The organism is Pedobacter ginsenosidimutans (genome assembly GCF_001442625.1).
GTDB lineage: Bacteria > Bacteroidota > Bacteroidia > Sphingobacteriales > Sphingobacteriaceae > Pedobacter > Pedobacter ginsenosidimutans.
Map to the genome: position 1 here is coordinate 210,619 of NZ_LMZQ01000007.1, position 17,691 is coordinate 228,309.

Annotated in this window: 15 protein-coding genes; 5 read left to right on the forward strand and 10 right to left on the reverse strand. The window is 40.9% G+C overall.

The window, feature by feature from the left end; translation table 11 throughout:
- Positions 1-99 precede the first annotated feature (99 nt).
- Positions 100-390, reverse strand: a complete 291-nt coding sequence (locus tag ASU31_RS12780; RefSeq protein WP_057932687.1) for a hypothetical protein — start codon at positions 388-390, stop codon at positions 100-102.
- 285 nt (positions 391-675) lie between these two features.
- On the opposite strand from ASU31_RS12780, the gene ASU31_RS12785 reads away from it, so the two are divergent.
- Positions 676-1,185, forward strand: coding sequence for a PRC-barrel domain-containing protein (locus tag ASU31_RS12785; protein WP_167346183.1), 510 nt, complete (start codon positions 676-678; stop codon positions 1,183-1,185).
- A 241-nt stretch (positions 1,186-1,426) separates the two neighbouring features.
- Here ASU31_RS12785 and ASU31_RS12790 read toward each other — a convergent pair whose 3' ends face one another.
- The gene (locus tag ASU31_RS12790) at positions 1,427-2,095 is read right to left on the reverse strand and encodes a hypothetical protein (protein ID WP_057932689.1); all 669 of its coding nucleotides are present in this window, start codon (positions 2,093-2,095) and stop codon (positions 1,427-1,429) included.
- A gap of 179 nt (positions 2,096-2,274) precedes the next feature.
- Here ASU31_RS12790 and ASU31_RS12795 point away from each other — a divergent pair, with 179 nt between their 5' ends.
- Positions 2,275-2,727, forward strand: a complete 453-nt coding sequence (locus ASU31_RS12795) for a hypothetical protein (RefSeq protein WP_057932690.1) — start codon at positions 2,275-2,277, stop codon at positions 2,725-2,727.
- A 96-nt stretch (positions 2,728-2,823) separates the two neighbouring features.
- On the opposite strand, the gene ASU31_RS12800 is transcribed toward ASU31_RS12795, so the two are convergent.
- On the reverse strand, positions 2,824-3,603 hold the full coding sequence (locus ASU31_RS12800; protein ID WP_157257993.1) for a hypothetical protein: 780 nt from the start codon (positions 3,601-3,603) through the stop codon (positions 2,824-2,826).
- Positions 3,604-3,996: 393 nt separating this feature from the next.
- Here ASU31_RS12800 and ASU31_RS12810 point away from each other — a divergent pair, with 393 nt between their 5' ends.
- Genes ASU31_RS12810 through ASU31_RS12820 form a run of 3 tightly spaced genes read left to right on the forward strand, consistent with a single transcriptional unit; the run spans position 3,997 to position 8,221 of the window.
- Positions 3,997-6,357 (forward strand): mechanosensitive ion channel family protein, encoded by a 2,361-nt coding sequence (locus ASU31_RS12810; protein ID WP_245224537.1) that lies wholly within the window; start codon positions 3,997-3,999, stop codon positions 6,355-6,357.
- An 11-nt stretch (positions 6,358-6,368) separates the two neighbouring features.
- Positions 6,369-7,190 carry an MOSC domain-containing protein gene (locus ASU31_RS12815; RefSeq protein WP_057932694.1) on the forward strand — a complete coding sequence of 274 codons (822 nt, stop codon included), beginning with the start codon at positions 6,369-6,371 and terminating at the stop codon, positions 7,188-7,190.
- Between the two features lie 32 nt (positions 7,191-7,222).
- Complete coding sequence (locus tag ASU31_RS12820; RefSeq protein WP_057932695.1) at positions 7,223-8,221, forward strand: hypothetical protein; 999 nt, start codon at positions 7,223-7,225, stop codon at positions 8,219-8,221.
- A gap of 18 nt (positions 8,222-8,239) precedes the next feature.
- Here the strand turns inward: ASU31_RS12820 and ASU31_RS12825 are convergent, their stop codons facing one another.
- The 7 genes from ASU31_RS12825 to ASU31_RS12855 all read right to left on the reverse strand — a co-directional run bounded on the left by ASU31_RS12825 (position 8,240) and on the right by ASU31_RS12855 (position 17,675).
- Positions 8,240-8,791 (reverse strand): GNAT family N-acetyltransferase, encoded by a 552-nt coding sequence (locus tag ASU31_RS12825; RefSeq protein WP_057932696.1) that lies wholly within the window; start codon positions 8,789-8,791, stop codon positions 8,240-8,242.
- Between the two features lie 553 nt (positions 8,792-9,344).
- Entirely contained in the window at positions 9,345-11,198 is a 1,854-nt protein-coding gene (locus tag ASU31_RS12830; RefSeq protein ID WP_057932697.1) for a glycoside hydrolase family 2 protein, read from the reverse strand.
- Positions 11,199-11,590: 392 nt separating this feature from the next.
- Positions 11,591-12,670 (reverse strand): glycoside hydrolase 5 family protein, encoded by a 1,080-nt coding sequence (locus tag ASU31_RS12835; protein WP_057932698.1) that lies wholly within the window; start codon positions 12,668-12,670, stop codon positions 11,591-11,593.
- A gap of 17 nt (positions 12,671-12,687) precedes the next feature.
- Positions 12,688-13,728 carry a glycoside hydrolase family 43 protein gene (locus ASU31_RS12840; protein ID WP_083505358.1) on the reverse strand — a complete coding sequence of 347 codons (1,041 nt, stop codon included), beginning with the start codon at positions 13,726-13,728 and terminating at the stop codon, positions 12,688-12,690.
- Positions 13,729-13,845: 117 nt separating this feature from the next.
- On the reverse strand, positions 13,846-14,823 hold the full coding sequence (locus tag ASU31_RS12845; protein ID WP_057932699.1) for a glycoside hydrolase family 43 protein: 978 nt from the start codon (positions 14,821-14,823) through the stop codon (positions 13,846-13,848).
- 233 nt (positions 14,824-15,056) lie between these two features.
- Entirely contained in the window at positions 15,057-15,758 is a 702-nt protein-coding gene (locus tag ASU31_RS12850; RefSeq protein WP_057932700.1) for a DUF3823 domain-containing protein, read from the reverse strand.
- A 12-nt stretch (positions 15,759-15,770) separates the two neighbouring features.
- A complete protein-coding gene (locus ASU31_RS12855; RefSeq protein WP_057932736.1) occupies positions 15,771-17,675 on the reverse strand; it encodes a RagB/SusD family nutrient uptake outer membrane protein in 1,905 nt (634 codons plus the stop codon).
- Positions 17,676-17,691 lie beyond the last annotated feature (16 nt).

Consider the following 17,691-nt stretch of genomic DNA (forward strand, 5'->3'; position numbering starts at 1 on the left):
AGGACTGGAGATTTTGGGAGATTAATATTGTTTCAGGTATTATCTCCCCAGCATACCATTAGTTATTACTGGAGCTAAATGATAGGTAATTTACACCCATCATGATAAAAAACGCTGTACCAATTCTTCCCACTCCTGCTCTAATGATAATTGTGGCCTTTTCTCTCCGGCTTTACCATACCAATAATCGGCATTCCAGATATCGCCTTCTTTGCGGTGCAGATAGGCGTGGATGCGGGCAGCGGCAATATCGCCTAAATGGTCGACCTGGTTATGGGCCGTATGCCAATCTCCTTTTGCATCGTACCAAAGTGCGCGCAATTGAACTGACATGTTACTATCAGGCCTATCTTCTTTTAATGACATTCTAAATTCAGCTATATTCTTCATTAACTTCTGATTCTATTTTAACGATTATACAAAATAATCGTTAAACAGCATGATTGCCGCCTGATAAAAAAAATTATTTCGATTAATATTTTTGTTGTTTCCCACACCTTTCACTGTCAACACAAAACACTAGATCACAAATATTTACCGTTAATTAACTCCTTTACGATATTTATTTTAGCCGCCTAATTTGTGTACCCTGGCGTCTTAGCATAAAAACCATCTCCTGAAAAACTTGTTGTAAAAATGGGCATCGTTATTAACGGCCCCTTAAAAAAAGCGATTATGGATTCAGGAACTATTGTATACAGCAATTTAGAAGAGCTCTCAAAAAGTAGTTATCAATTAACAGACGGCGAGGCAAACATTAAAGGTTGGCCAGTAAGAAATGAAGCTGGCGATCCGGTTGGAAAAGTGCGCGACCTCCTGTTTGATCCCGAGCAAAATGCAATACGCTACGTTATTGTAGAGCTTGTCGATATGGGCGAAGATTTGGAGGAAAAGGCTGTGCTGATACCGATCGGGCTCGCAAATTTAGGCGAAGATAAAAAAGAAGTTATTTTACCCGATATCCACCAAGATCAGTTCAGGGCAATGCCGAGATATATTATTGGTGAGGTTACCCCTGAATTGGAGAACCAGATCCGAAGCGTAATTGGAAGTCCGGCGGCGTTGCGGATGGAAGATGAAATTGTAGAGATTGACCGTGCAAACTTTTATCGTCACCATCATTTCGATAAGAATAGTTTTCCAGAGCACAATCCCCGCAATCAGGATTCCGACCTGTTAATTTAATGGATACGTTAAATTTGTAAATGATGCACATGCATCGTTAGTATAATTTATATTCAAAAAAACGAGGTTGTACCATAGAGGCGATTTCAACTTTATGATACGTCCTCGTTTTATTTTTAAACTGATTCACTAAACTCCCTTGTTGCTAAAAGCATTTTGAGGTAATCGTGAAATTGCAATAAAACGCTGCTGGGAAACTCCCATTTATGATACTTATTTTTTTAATTTCAGCAGATTCGAATCAATTAAATATTTGCCCCTCGCGATAATCGTGGTCTATACTTTCCAGCTTACCTGCCTTGAAATGAAGGGTTACTGTTGAAGATCCGCTGATGTTTGCACTTACAAAGTTTGAAAAGCCAAACTGCCAGTCATCGTGATTATTCATATCCGGATCGTACGGTTTGTTTAATGGTTTATCGGAAAGTACAAATCCATAAGCTGCATAGGCTGGTAACTGATGGATTTTGATCAGCTTTGCTGTTAAACCTGAAACAGGGTCATCAACTTTTATTGCGGTATCATCAGCCACATTTTCCGGCCATTTGCTTACTGGTGTGCTGAGGCCACCGCCTGTGGCAATCTGCTGTACTTTATCTCCGCTAAAAAACAGCACTACACGGTCTAAAGTCCCGGTATTGTTATAAATAGTGAGCGCATAATAATAAGGAAGAAGCTGGCCAAGGCTTTCTGGCGAACTGTAAGGCTTGTGGCCAAAAATTGCCACATGCTGAAAGTCGAGGCTTGGTCCTGCCTTTTGCAGTTGGGTGTATACTTCAGCATGTGAACTGCCGATCTTTATTCCCCATTTTTCGCCCTTTGTTATGGTTTCAGAATAATTTCCCTGTTTTTCCTTTTTACATCCGGCGATGCAAAATAATACCATTAAAATTGGCAAGATTTTTTTCATTGATGCTTAGTGTTAATTTAAGGTATAAACGTGTATATAGCGTTACTTGCTACAAGCCGGGGTAAATAAATTTAAATGTGCCAATTCAGCTATCAAACTACAGATAGCCGGGTTAGCGTATATATTAGATTTGCGAATTCCTTTTGATTTATTTAACTTCAATTATCTAAAGGCCAGGTATGAAACGTATTTTATTGCTGTTATATATCATCATTAATATATCGGGTTGCAAAAAAGACACCGATAATACCACGAATGAAACCCTGAATGGCAAATGGTCGACGGGTGGGTATGACCTTGAGCTTTATAATTCTTCAGGAGTCAAAGTTAGCCATATCGTGGCAGATGCCGTAAAATCGTATTGGACATTTGATGATAAACAGGTAAAAGTTTCTACTGATGTTAATACATCGGTAAAGTTTTCAGATTATATCCTGAGACGAAATGCAGATAACCGTATCCTCACTTTTAGCAATCCTAATTTTGCCGCACAGACCACTTGGAGCATTGTAGCACAGACCGATCAGTACATGCGGATTAGTACTGAAGTAACGGATAAACAATGGCTTATTTATGGAACTAACCAAACTGCGGCAAGGGCTGTGATGACTATTTACCTCACAAAGGAATAAAACTAATCATCATCTGTTTAAAATTTAAACGAAGGGCCTGTATTTCAAGCTAATAGCTTTTAAAAACAAGGCTCCTTGCCTGGCGATGTTTTGCCATTATTCTGAGAAAACCGTTGTCGGATCAATCTCTTTAAAAAGATAAGGCGGGTGTTGTGGCAAAGTACCATGGCTAACTGCAGCAGGCATATCCTCTTTCATGGTATTAATATCTTCAATCGTTACCTTTTGGTTTAAAACATCATAGGTCACCTTGGTTTGCTGGCCTGCACCCGCGTTAAACGTTTCCATATAAGTAAAAACAAGTTCGTTGTCTATAAAACGGTACCTGGTTTCGCGATTACCTACAGGACCGCTGCTGTAAGTTGATATAATTAAATTTCTTTTTTGATCTATGCTGATGTCTTCACTGTCATATTGCTGGTAATCGCCATTAATATAGGCAGCGCCAATGGCCAGCCAGGAGCTGGCGTATAAACGGTACCCACCTTCCGGCTGTTTCAACAAAATTAAAGTAGGGCGCAAATCTGTACTGTCTGTCTTATTCTGGAGCACTAAAACTACATCTTCCAGTTCGTCATTATTTAAACGGCCTTTGGTATCCATTGCAATTTTATACGATCCGGGAACAAAATCTTCAATAGTGTTTCCGCTTTGTGAAAATTCGACCTGCTTCGCTTCTTTCGGAATTTCAGTTTTAGGGTTAAGTGTTACTGCTTGTGTATCGCGCACAACCGCAACAACAAGGTCAGAGTTACTGCTTGCAGCATGCTGAGGTTTCATACCTGCGCCAAACCAATGCAGTTTATACATCAACGAAATGGCTACCAACATGATGCACGTTAAAACCCCGAGGATAATTTTATTCTGTTTCTTCATCGATTGTTTATGGTTAATCTCCTGCAGCTTTTATTTATTTTTCAGGTCGGAATCAAAATCTTTCACAATCCGCCATGTGGCCTGTGCGGTTACCGTAATAGAAAAGCCTGATAAAAACAAAGCAAAACTGTATTTCGTTAAAAATTATTCACAATAGATCATTTTTATGCTTTTAAGCTTGAAAATAGCAAATGCTGAATTGAAATTATTTAATTTTTACCGAACAACAGTATAAATTTGCATTAAATTCGTTCTGGCATTAATGCGCTCGCATTTTTAACATTCATTGTAAATGAAATAGCCAAAACCACCAGCTGTAAAATCAATTCTAATCCTTATTTTTGGCAACATATATCCTTAAAAGGGATATTTCCCAATACTTCTTTAAATCCAATGATAACAATAAATAATTTCCCTATACTATTCCGAAATCTATTACTCCTGCTTTTTACCATTATTATTATGGGTAGTGCATTTGCACAAAAGGGCAGGTTATCAGATAAGGGACAGGACGTATCTATTCTTTCGGATTCTGCTACATTGACCAAAGGCGATTATTTGGCACACCTGGAAAAAGTATTTGAAACCGTTAATAAAGTTCCGGTTACCGTTGGCTCCTTTAAGAAACTTAAGCCAATAGAAGCACATTTAACTCAGGATGAAGCTGCACTGGCACTGCTTAAAAGCCGGTTAATGCAAAGCGACAGATCACCCAACCTGCAAAACCTGCAGATGGATCAAACCCTGCTGGAAGAATTACAGAGCAATAATAAAGATTGTTTGTCAGACCTTGATGAATATGAAAAGGAGTTACGGGCTTTAAAAACAGAAATTCTTAACCTGCGTAAAGATACCGTACTGATTAAAGTATTTACGGTACCTGCCATACAGGTTATGTTTAAAGAGCAGTTTGCAGAGTTAAAGAAGAAACGTATAGTGATGGATAGTCTACTAAAAACGACTACCTTATCCATCAACAACCTGCAGGCCAGAACCTCTTCTAACCTCATCAATATTAAAGAGTTGATGTATCTTACCGATAGTCAGCTCGATGCCGTAAGCATTAAAGCTTTTGGTAAAGAGCGCCGTTATTTGTGGGAAACGGTAAACAGACGGGCCAATAAAAGCATGGGCTTCCGTAGGTTTATAAAAGGAGAACAAGAAATATCGGGCTATTATTTTGTGTACACCAGGAGCAGCCGGTTATTATTACTTTTTACCTGTACCATATTCTTCTTTTGGGTATTCTTCAATTTTAGAAGCGTAAAACAGCGGGGCCGTTTAGAAACCCTTGATGGTTTTTCACTGGTTAGTCCACAGCCCTATTTAATTACTTTTATCATGCTCTTTGCATTGGCCCCAATATTTGATCTGAGGGCGCCCGCACTTTACATAGAAGCTGTTGAGCTTATTCTAGCCATTTTGCTCACTGTATTTTTCCGCAAAAAGCTAGACTCAAAGTTGTTTTACTATTGGTGCATATTTGTGGTACTTCTTCTTGCTCCGGTTTTTTTACGCCTTTTGGGTATGCCACCAAGATACCAGCGCTGGCTGCTGCTGTTCTTAACCACCAGCTCCGTTGCCTATGGCATTATGGTATGGAAAATGCTCGATGAGAAAACCAAAAGATACAGGATGATCCTCACTACGGGTTTTATTTACGTTGGCTTTTCTATCATTGCCACCTTTTGTAATCTATTTGGCCGCTTTACCCTCACGCAGATTTTTTATTCAACCGGGGTAAGCTCGCTTTTAAATGCCATATCGCTAACCATCCTGGCCAAAGTATTGGTAGAGGCCTTTTTGTTACAGATGAAAAGCAGCAGGATCCGTAAAGGATTTCCAGAGTATTTTGATTGGCAGCCTGTAATTACCGGACTTAAAAGGCTAACCGGCATTGGGGCTACCCTAATCTGGTTTGTAATATTTACCACCAACCTGAATATTTTTAATGGACTATACGAATCGGTAATGGAAATCCTCACCGAAAAAAGAACCATTGGCAACTTCTCTTTTACCTTTGGCGGTATCGTATTGTTTTTGGGCATTATCTGGGTTGCCAACTTTTTGCAGAAATACATTGCCTATTTCTTTGGCGATACAGGCGATGACAGTTTTGACGATAACAAAGGAGAGCGATCTAAATTACTCGTAACCCGTTTGGTATTATTAATTGGCGGTTTTTTAATCGCCGTTGCCGCTTCCGGACTGCCAATTGATAAAATCACGGTTATCCTGGGCGCCTTAGGCGTGGGAATTGGGTTGGGCTTACAGAATATTGTAAGCAATTTCGTATCGGGGATTATCCTTATTTTTGATAAAACCATCCGAATAGGCGACATTGTAGAGCTGAGCAATAAAAAAGGAAGGGTAAAGGAAATCGGCGTACGCTCCAGTACCTTACTTAGCGATGAAGGCGCCGAAATTATTATCCCCAACGGTTCTATTTTATCAAATAACATCATCAACTGGACACTGAGCAACAACCAGATGCGGGTAGATATTTCTTTATTGATTGCGAAACCCTTTAATTCTACTGAAGTGGTAAACCTGATCAGAGAAATTATTGTAGAGAACAACAATGTTTTTATCAGCAAAGAGCCTATTATTATGATCAGCCCAGTGAGTAAGCTCAACAGTACCATCAATATTTATTTCTGGTGCAAGGATATATCGAAAGCCGATTTGACCAGAAGCATGATCAATGCGCAGATATTTGAGGCATTTGAGCAGAAGAACATTGAAATTTTATAATTGCAGATAACATGAGCAAATTTATCCTTTCCGAAATCAATATTTATCCCATCAAATCGTTGGGAGGCATAAGTCTCCGAGAAGCACAGCTTGAAGAAAAAGGCCTGCAATATGATAGAAGATGGATGCTTGTTGATGAGGAAGGTATATTTATTACCCAACGGAAATATTTTGAACTGGCACTGCTTCAGGTAAATATTGGGGATGGTAAATTAAGCGTTTCTCATAAAACTTTACCCGAGCAAAGTATATCCTTTTCTTTGGATGAAGATACCGGAGAAGAGCTATCTGTTGTAATCTGGAACGATACCGCCACTGCACTTGAAGTAAATAAAACAGTAAGCGATTGGTTTTCTGACTTCCTGAAGTTTAAGGTTAGATTGGTAAAAATGCCTTTAACTGAAAAAAGATTGGTAGACCGGGATTATGCTTCGAATGATGAAGTGGTTAGTTTTGCCGATGGTTATCCTTGCCTGCTTATCGGCCAATCGTCGCTTAACGGGCTTAATGAAAAGCTTGATGATTCAATACGAATGGACCGTTTCCGCCCAAATTTTGTTTTTACAGGCGGGGAACCACATGTTGAGGATAGTTTTAAAACTTTTCACATTGGTGAGGTATTGTTTTCGGCAGTAAAACCATGTGCCAGATGCGTGCTCATTACCATCGATCAGCAAACTGGCGAAAAAGGGCAGGAACCATTAAGAACATTGGCCAGCTACCGTACGGTAGGTAAAAAAATCATGTTCGGCCAGAACCTGCTTCATCAACAATTGGGGATTATCCGTGTTGGCGATGAGGTAAAGGTTGTAGATTGGAAAGACGAATACTAACCTCTTATCGCATAAGTTTTTTAATCGGGAACATGACTGGAACTATTATTTCTAAAATATTGATGGCTATTGTAGTTGGCAGTGCATTTGGGCTGTTTTATACGCTCCTGCTAAATCTGCATGGTTTTACCAGGGTGAAGTATAAACACGTAGCCATCTCCATCGCTTTAGTTCTATTTCTATTAGGCCTGTACAGTTTTGAGGCTGCCGGCATAGCCTGTTTTATTATTGGGATAGGGATTTTTATCCTCGCCATAGCGCTCATAGTAAGAGGTACGGCCGATTCGCTCAAAGCGCTTTCAGCCAAATTCTCATCTGGTGACAACAAAACACAAAGCAATGAAGATCTGCGGCTTAATAACACAGTTTTAAGCAGTTATGCAGGCGTGGTATTTCACTTTGTGATTATTGTTCTTATCTGCCTGTCGATATTTACCTACGCTGATGATACTGTATTGGACCAGGCCAAAATGGACAGATTGATCAGTGATGCTGTTTTTCAGTTTTCGAGTACCATTATGCTCATGCTGCTAGGCGTATTTAATCCCTTTGTCCCCGCTTCGCTAAGGTTATTAAGCATTGCCGACCATATTGACAGCCTTAAATACCCTAAATTCTACCTGATGCTTTCGGGCAAAAAATTCTGGACAGTTTTAAAAAGCCTGATCTGCCTGGGTATTATCGGATACTTCATTTCTAAAGGCTATTTTGGTCTTTTGGTGTGGGATAGTACAGCGCCTTATATGAATGCATATATTTTCATTATCGGTCTTTTTATCTTTATTAATCTGGTAGAAATGATCCGTAGGCCTGAAGTTTTTTTTCAAAAAAACCTGTTTAGGATAACGATGTTACTGCGATCGGCTTTTGTGAGCATTTTCGTAAGTGCCATCCTGGTTTTCTCTACCTTGGTTATTTCTACAGCTGTTGGTGCAGATATTAATAAACTTAAAGTAAGTTCAGAGGCGATACTTTTTCTTGGCTTTAATATTGTAATGTGTTATAATGAGTTTAGGCTGGCAAGGGTCTAGATTGTTATGATCTTCCTTTTATTGTTTTGGATAACCAGTAAGGATAAATGTGAGCATGCCCGGAACATTTACATGCGTATTTTGATAATCGCTTGAGGCAATTTCAAACCCCATTTTTTCGAGTAGTTTTACAGAAGGCGGGTTGTCGCTGGATGGGCAAGCAACGATCGTTTTAATGCCCATTACCTCAAATGCATATTGGAGTATACGAGTAATAATCTCTACCATGATGCCTTTACCCTGAAACTCCGGGAGCAACTCATATCCCAATTCTACGGTCTCATTCCGGAGATCAAAATTCCATAGGCAGGCTGCTCCTATCATAGCGTTATCGCCTTTATAAGAAGCAACCCAGTATATAGATTCATCATTATTGATCAGATGATCAATTTTATTGATGTATGCAATGGCTTCATCAATATGAATGAAAGGCGCCTTGCCCGTCAGTGCAGCCACTTCAACATCCGAACGCAATTGATAAATTACAGGAGCATCTTCCAACGAAAGCCTGCGAAGGATCAATCTATCTGTTTCGAGTACAGGGAAAGTGGAAAAATCGAGTTGTTTCATCTGGTTAAATTAAGGAAGAATTGCTGCAGTCAAGATTATTATCTAGCGGAAGATAATGATTTTTTCATATGAATTAAAGTTTCCCGATCAGTACAAAGCGAATATAACTAATTACCACTTAAAGGTACTTGCTGGCGGGCAGCATCGGCCCCGACTCACCCAAAAAAGGCCAAAAGCAGCGCCTGGCTTTACCTTTTAGGTAACCAGGAGGTAAAGAAAAGGTAACCCAGGGGTTAACCTGGGGTTAACTTGGTATAGAGAAAGGGTAAACAACAGGTAATAAAGGGGTAAACAAATATTAGCATATTTCCTTGCCCAACACAAGGTACCCTTTCGGTTGCTGACAAATAAAAAAACTCATTTACAATAATAAAATCATTGAAGTTGTATCATAAAGGCGATTTCAGCCCAGATGCTGTCATGTTGAGCCTGTCGAAACACCTTAAAGCGTATTCAAACAGGTCCTTCGACAAGCTCTCCACAGGAATCCTTTGGACAGGATGACAAATCTATATTAGGATACAACCTCTTCTTTGAAATATAAAATGTGAGATTATTTCCGCACTGGTATATTTATGTTGTACAGCTTATCGTTCAAAGCTTTCATCTGTGCTTCCGAAAATTTGATATCTTTTCTGTCATAGGTCATCAAGCCATTGGTTTCTACTTCAACATCGGTAGTTTGGGTATACACTCCGGCAGAAAGCCCTAATGGAATTAATTCTGCTAAACGTTTGGTAAACTGGGCGTATTTATTAAACAGATCGGTTTTGTTTTTAAAACTCTGGTAACCCCAGTTATTTTTCTGTTGCCATACATGGCCATCAATGGGCAGGCCAAGCCCACCAAATTCACCCAGTACAAGGGCATAGTCTTTTCCAAAATAATCAGGACTCGGCATAGCCGGATGCGGGTAATTGTGCAGGTCGATAATATCGCCAACCGGATAGAAATTACCTCCACTGGCCGTATTCACCAATCTTGAAGGATCTTTCTCTTTTGTCCATTTGGCAATTTCTACTGTTTTAAACTGCCCCCAGGCCTCATTGAAAGGTGTCCATACCACAATAGAAGGCACATTGTAAAGTGCATCGATAATAGCATTCCATTCTTTTTTGTAATATCCTTCAGATTCGGCACTTCTGTTTTGGTCTGATCCATGATCTAAAACACCAGGTCGGTTCTCCCAGCCGTTACCAAGGTCGCCGCTTGGCATATCCTGCCAAACCAGCATACCTGCTTTATCGCAGTAGTAGTACCAACGTGCAGGCTCTACCTTAATGTGCTTTCTGATCATATTAAAACCCATTTCTTTGGTTTTATCTACATCGAACTTTAAAGCCGCATCTGTTGGTGCGGTGTAAAGTCCATCTGGCCACCAGCCCTGATCTAAGGGGCCATACTGAAAAACAAATTCATTATTTAACAGCATACGCTGAATGCCGTTCTGATCTTTGCCTATTGAGGTTTTGCGCATGGCAAAATAACTTTTCACCTCATCAACCTTTTTATTTTTAGCGATCAGCTCCACTTTCAGGTCGTATAAAAATGGATTTTTAGTATTCCAAAGTTTGGGGTTCGCAATTTTTAAACTGATTGCGCCCGTGCCATCAGCGGTCTGCTCAGCCACTTTGGTCGTACCATCCCATACTGAAACCTTAACCCGATCGCCTGTGCTGGCGCCAGTTAAAAACGGGGTAACCGATACCGTTTGCTGATCGATATCGGGCGTTACTTTAATGTGATCGATATGTACTTTATTTACTGCCTCAATCCACACCGTTTGCCAGATACCGGTTACCGGGGTATACCAGATGCCTTCCGGTTTTTTCACCTGTTTTCCCCTTGGTTGAGGGCCTTCATCTGTCGGGTCCCAAACTTCTACGGTTAAAGTCTGGTTTCCACTCTTGTTTAAAAACGGCGTAATATTAAAACTGAAAGGATCGAAACCGCCTTCATGTTTACCTACCGCTTTACCGTTGATACTCACGGTACTTCTCCAGTCAACCGCACCGAAATGAATCAAAATTTCTTTGCCTTTCATGTTTGCAGGCACAGTAAAGCTGGTTTTGTACCACAGCAAGCTATCTTTACCTACTGTTTTGCCAACACCCGAAAGTGAAGACTCTACCGCGAAAGGCACAAGGATTTTACCCTGGTTGATTGCAGGCTGTTGTGATTTTGCAGAAATGGCATAATCCCAAAGCCCATTGAGGTTTTTCCAGTTACCGGTACGCTCAAACTGTGGGCGGGGATATTCTGGCAATACATTTTTAGGATTAACTTCCTGGGCCCATGGTGAAGAGATTTTCCCTTTTACCATCGACCACGATTTGTCTTGCTGCTGCGCAGAAAGGGAAAGCGAGAGCCCCAGCAGTGAGAAAAGGATGGTTACTTTTTTGTTCATTGGTTTAAATTTGTGTGTTAAAGTTAGGTTTGGCAATGTTATTAATTTAAGCAAAGAATAGTTTCATCCTAAGGGCTTATTTGTTTCATAAAAGTCAATATGAATGACAGCAATTAATTTACGCTTAAAAACCCCCAGAGTTACCGTCATTTCGAGCGGAGTGCAACGCAGTCGAGAACCATGAAGTGCTCAGCGGAGCTAAATCTGTCTAGATAGATCTCTCTCCCGAACGTTCGGGACTGCGCTACATCCGATAGCTATCGGATCGAGATGACGACTATTCTATTGGAGTCTGTCAATGATAGCCTGTAGAAAGACAAATATTTCTATTTTCACCTAAGGGTCTTCGCCTCCGCTCTCTGTAGGAGTCCTTTGGACAGACTGACCATAATTTATTTGTTATTGAGTTTTTTAATCAGGTTAACCTCATCCAGGCGGTATGGGGTGCCATCGGGCTGAAAAATTTCGTGAAACCACTCAATCGGATCAGATCCATCGGCAAGCGGGGTATCCCAGGCATATTTGGTGTTGGTTTTACCCGCAGCAAAACCCCAGTTAATGGCACCCACATTTTCGCTTTTTAGCATGGGCAAAATGTTAGCGAAACGGCTGTTGCGCGATCTGGCCATATATTCGGTGCAGATTAGCGGCCGGCCGCTGGCTTTTAACAGATCGATGGTTCTTTGGTGCCAGTCTGGTGCCTCATAGTTATGATAGGTTACAATATCTGAGTTGGCCAGCTGTATTTCGTTAAGCTTTTCGAAACCCCAGCTCCACAATCCGATAGAAATCGGCTGATCGGGATTAACCGACCTTGCCCAGCTAATGGTTTTGGTTAACAAAGGTATGGTGGCTTCTAACTTTCCGCTATTTCCGGGTTCATTGTACAAATCCCATAACAGAATCCTTTTATCATGTGCAAAATGGGTAAGTACATCCTTTACATATTTTTCGAGTTCAGGGAAATTGGCTTCTTCTTTAAAAGCAGGATCTCCGGGATCTTGCAACCAGCCCGAATTGTGAATACCCGTTTTAGGCTCGGGCTGTTTACCAATGGCCGAAGTTTTATTCCAGCAATCGTCGAAAAAAACAAACATTGGTTTAATACCATGTTTTTGAGTAATGGTTAAAAATTGATCCATTCTCTTTTTAAAACCTTCAGGATCCTGACTCCAGGCTTTGCTGAACAAGAATACGCGCAGCGTGTTAAAACCGATTCCTTCAGCCCAGCCCAGTTCTTTATCGATCAGATCGGGTGAAAAAGTATCGGCCTGCCACATTTCCAACTGATTAATGGCATTGGAAGGAATGTAGTTGGCACCTGTTAACCATTTATGTTCTTGGTACCAGGCATTGGCTTTTTCTATCGACCAAACCTTTGCAGGCTCAGTGCTTTTTTTTGTTTTTTGCGCAAAACCCAGGCTAATGTTAAAGCTCAAGACAGCAAGTAGCGCGTAGTTTTTTAAATTCATATCGGTATATATCTGATTTAGTTTTTATTTTGGTTTGATGGTGATGTTAAGTTCAGCCCTGCTTTTACCGGGGTTCCAAAATTTGGTGTCCCATCGTTATTCCAGCTGAACTTTTGGGCCCGGGGCGAGCGGAAACCTCCGCAGCCCTGGCCCGGTTTATCATTGGCGTGATATAGGATCCAATCTTCTTTTCCATCCGGCGATTTAAAAAATGAGTTATGGCCTGGCGCATAAACGCCGTCTTTTGGCGATTGCTGAAAAACAGGTTGATCGGATTTTGTCCAGGAAGCAGGGTCGAGCAGATTGCTTTTAGCCGAAGCTGAAAGCATACCCAGGGCATAAAAATCTGTCCAACAGCCACTCGCCGAATAAATGACAAATATTTTATCGCCATGCGGCAAAAACTGAGGCCCTTCGTTTACATCCACGTGTGCTCCTCCACCAAGGTCCCCGATTTTTTCCCAGCTAAATTTGGGTGTAGAAATCTTTACCCGTTTACCCTCCACTGTCCAGGGGTTTTTAAGTTTGGCAATGAAAATTTCCTGCCTGCCGTTTTCATCTCCCTCCCATCCAGACCAGATCATATACAACTGGCCTTTAAAATCGATCACATCTCCATCAATGGCCCATTTATCAGTCGGATCGGTAATTTTGCCTTTAAATACCCATTCGCCTTTCATCGGATCGGCAGAAGCATTTTCTAAAACATACATGCGATGGTTTTCGTTTTTCCCATCATCGGCTGCAAAATAAGCGTACCATTTGCCCCTTAAAAACATCACTTCCGGCGCCCAGATTTCTTTGCTGCACTTGGTTCCTGCAGGTGCACGCCAAATGGTTTTCCGCTCGGCATCTTTTAAACCATCCAGGGTTTTGGTTTTCCAAAGATCTACACGGTTTCCGGTAGTATGGGTATAGTAATAATAACCATCTTTATAAAAGCTATATGGATCGGCACCCGATGGCAATAAAGGATTGGTAAATGTTTGTGCATATAAACCTGTTACGTGTAACAGGCACAATGCGACAAACAGATATCTTATTTTCAACGCATTCATTTTTAAATATTTACGTATTTTTATGTTTTTTGATCAACGGTATTCGTTAATCTTTAAAAAAAGCAATTTCTTTTTTTAAACCGGCCTATTTTTATCTCAATATTTCTACAAATGCAATCAATTAATCCTTGCTGCACTTTGCATTAAAAACCGAAAACTTTCAGCGTCGATCTGCATGCGAAAATGCCCATTTTTGTCTTTTATAAAGGCCGCTTTGATTATAGCCGTAGCTCTTGGCGATACTTTATGATTTGAATGATGGGTATGGAAAACATATTGTAATGCTCCGTTTTTATCCATAAAGAAATCGCCATGCCCGGTGCCGTTTATTTTCAATACCTTTTTACTGATAATCGGGTTGCCCTGATACTTTATCCATGGTCCGGTAGCTGAGCTTGAAGTAGCATAACCCACGGCATAATCAGGATTTCTGAAATCATTAGCCGAATAAAAAAGATAGTAAAGATTTTCTTTTTTGATTACCGTTGGTCCTTCGGTTACCGGCCAATCGGTTTTCGCTGTATTTTCCCAGGGTGCTGTTCCCGATAAACAAAATTTTGTTGTTTCAGGGATTACATCAGAAAAATCATCTTTCAGTTCTGTTACAAAAATCCTGTTGCCATGATCGAGCTTTACATGGTAGAGGTAGTTTTTTCCATCTGTATCGGTAAATACAAAGGGATCGATCTGCTTGCCTGTGCCTGATATTGCTTTTAATTCTTCCTGCACAAAGGGCCCTGCCGGGCTATTACTATGCGCAATGGCAATCTGCTCATCTGCAGTATAGGCCATAAAATAGGTTTTGCCTCTTTTAAATATCTGCGGTGCCCAAAAACCCTTGTTCCCAAAGGCATCGCCTTTTTTTAATGCAAATCCCTTATTCTTTCCGGTCGGCTTAGTCCAGTTTTTAAGGTCGCTGGAAGTATAAACCAGAAAACCTTCATCGCCACTGGTACCATATAAATAATAGACACCGCCATCTAAAAAAATCGTTGGATCGGCCAGGTAAATGGTATCGTTTAATTGCTTAGCAAATGCGTTTTTACCAATAGAAAATACGAAGAAGCATAAAAAAAAGGCAAAAAGATATTTCATATAATGATGATTTGCTAAGGGTAATACTTTAGGATGTGTAATGTGTTAAGATCGTCATTTCGACCGTAGTGGAGAAATCTTTTATGCAATAAACACAGTTCAAAGATTTCTCCATTTCACTGCGTTCCAGTCGAAATGACGCGTGATTTTAAAGCTGTCATCCTGTCCAAAGGACTCCTGTGGACAACGTGACAAATTCCATTTAGATTTACCTTCTAAAACACCTTCCCTGGTTAAAAACTTATTTTAGTAACAGGCGTAAAAATCAGGTCGTCTACGCCTGCAATTTTAACCCCTATCCTGGCAAAAACATAATTTTGTGCAGGTACAATTGTAGGGATACTTACACTCATATTTAAGTTATTCAGGTCGGCAAGGGCTGCACCTCTAAGTTCTTGTACCCCGATATTATTACCTCCATCTATAAACTGTGTTTTGTTGATGTAGAGTGATACACTTTCTATATCTTTTGCATTGGCATCAGTAATGATTTTTTCCAGTTTGCAGAATCCGTTCACTTTTCCAGATGCAGCGGTTAAACTAGCGTTGCGGATCATATAATATGGCATTACCTCAATGTCCATCACCTTGTTACCGCTAATATTTACCGCTATGGTATCTTGTTTACCGGCGGCATTCTTTTTCCACAAAAACGGACCCTGGTTTGGGGAGAAAACCAGTTTATAGTTGCCATCAAATAACTTAGCCGAATAATTGCCATCCTGGTTAACGTTTACATTTAGTGCGGAGTAATTGCCAAAGCCAGATTGCCAGAGCTCGAAATTTACCTGGCCGTACTGTACATTGATTGCTTCGCCCTTATATACGATCCTTCCTGTAAAATCGGCTGCAGGTGCTTCGTAGTTATCCTTTTTACAAGCGGAGAATAACACGGCTATAATTGCCCCTATGATGAAATAAAATCTATTTTTCATGTCTGTATCTGATTATTGATTAGGGTTTCTGATAATTTTCGGGTTGCCATTAAGTACGTCCTGCCCGATTGAAGAGTAGTAATTGCCGATACGGAAGCGGTGCGCTGCAGTTACACGGCTGGGTTTAATCACTTTAAAAATATACTTCAGGTGATTGGCATTACCCGGGTTATAGTATTTATATGGCCACAAACCAAACACCTGTGTACTGGTACGTGTTGCGCTACCGATATTGCTGGCATTGGTAAAATCAGCAACCGACATATTGTTGCCATTCCATACTTTATCGGCCAGTCTCCAACGTTTCATATCCCAAAGCTGATGTCCTTCAAAGGCAAATTCTACTTTACGTTCGTGTACGATACGATCGAAAGTAATATTGGCCGGGCTCAGTGCTGTGGTTAATCCTGCACGGTCTCTTACCGGTTTAATATAGTTGGCTGCAGCAGCTGCATCGCCCAATTCAAAAGCGGCTTCGGCAGCATTTAACAATACCTCGGCATAACGGTAACGGATCCACCATACATCACTTCGGGTACCAATCTGGCCTGAACCTGTAGCAGGATCTAAATATTTACGAACATAAAAACCAGATTGTGCGCTGAATTCAAGCCCATCAACAGGACCATCACCACCCACTACCTGCACCGAACCTGGGTTACCGGGAAGTACATTGCTTTTACTCTGCGCAAAATTGTCGCCCGTTACAATTGTACCATTGGCTAATTGATAGCCCGCCCATATATCAACTGTTTTACCTTTAAACTGTGTTCCGGGAAGAATTACAGTACCGGCTAAACGCGCATCACGGTCAGCAAAAATATCGGTGATATTGGTATAATAAACCGGGTTTCCGCTGCCATCAACCGAAGCTAAGGAGGCATAGGTATTATCTAGCTTTTCGAAAGACTGCACAAGATTTAACGAAGGGTTTAACCTTCCACCCTGTGCTTCCTCGGCAGAAGAGCGCGGTTGGTTATCGATTGTAAAACCATGCACTTTATTGGTTTTCAATTTAAAATCTTTAGCAAATATCACTTCCGGGTTGCTGCCTTTATCGGTAAAAAGGGCTGCAAAATTATCAGATAGATTGGGGTTCTTTTTGTAAAGCGAATATTTACCGCCATCGATAATTTCTTTTGCGGCATTTAAAGCTTTGGTAAAATAACCGTTAGCCATTGCAGCAGAAATGCCTACCTCTCCACCCGGAAGGGTTAATTGGGCATTGCTATATTTTGCAATAGAACCTGCATAAAGTGCCGCTCTCGATTCCATGGCCAGGGCCGCAGCTTTTGTAGCCCTGCTCTGTATGGTTGCATTATCCGGAAGTATGGTTTTAACGGCTTCCAGTTCAGCAATCACAAAATCGTAAACTTCAGATTCCTTTGCCCTTGGGTATTGCAGGTAACTTGGATCTCCGCTATAATCATAAGCCAAGGGAACAGTAATCAGCGGAACACCGCCCATTCTTTTTACCATCTCGAAGTATACACCAGCCCTGATAAAACGCGCCTCAGCTAAAAAACGGTCGCGGTCTTCGGCTTTTAAAGCTGTCGCTTCCTGCCCGCGTTTAATAAACAGGTTCAGGTCGTTTACCAGCCTGTAAACACCTATATCCCAGTATCTCCATGCATCGTATCCGTATTCTAAATTCTGGTGGCGAAAATAATCACCGCTGGCGGAGGCAAAACCCTCATCAAAATCGGCAAATAACCACCATGATTCGATACGTTGAAAATCAGGGAAACGATCGTACAGATCGCCAACCACGGTAAGTACCAGGTTAGGGTCTTTCCACACTGCATCAATCGGCAGGGTACTGGTAGGTTGTTTATCCAAAAACTCGGAATCTTTTTTACACGACTGCGCAAAACTTAAACATGCAATGGCAGCAAATGTGTATATGTATTTTTTCATTTGATTAGTCTTTTTC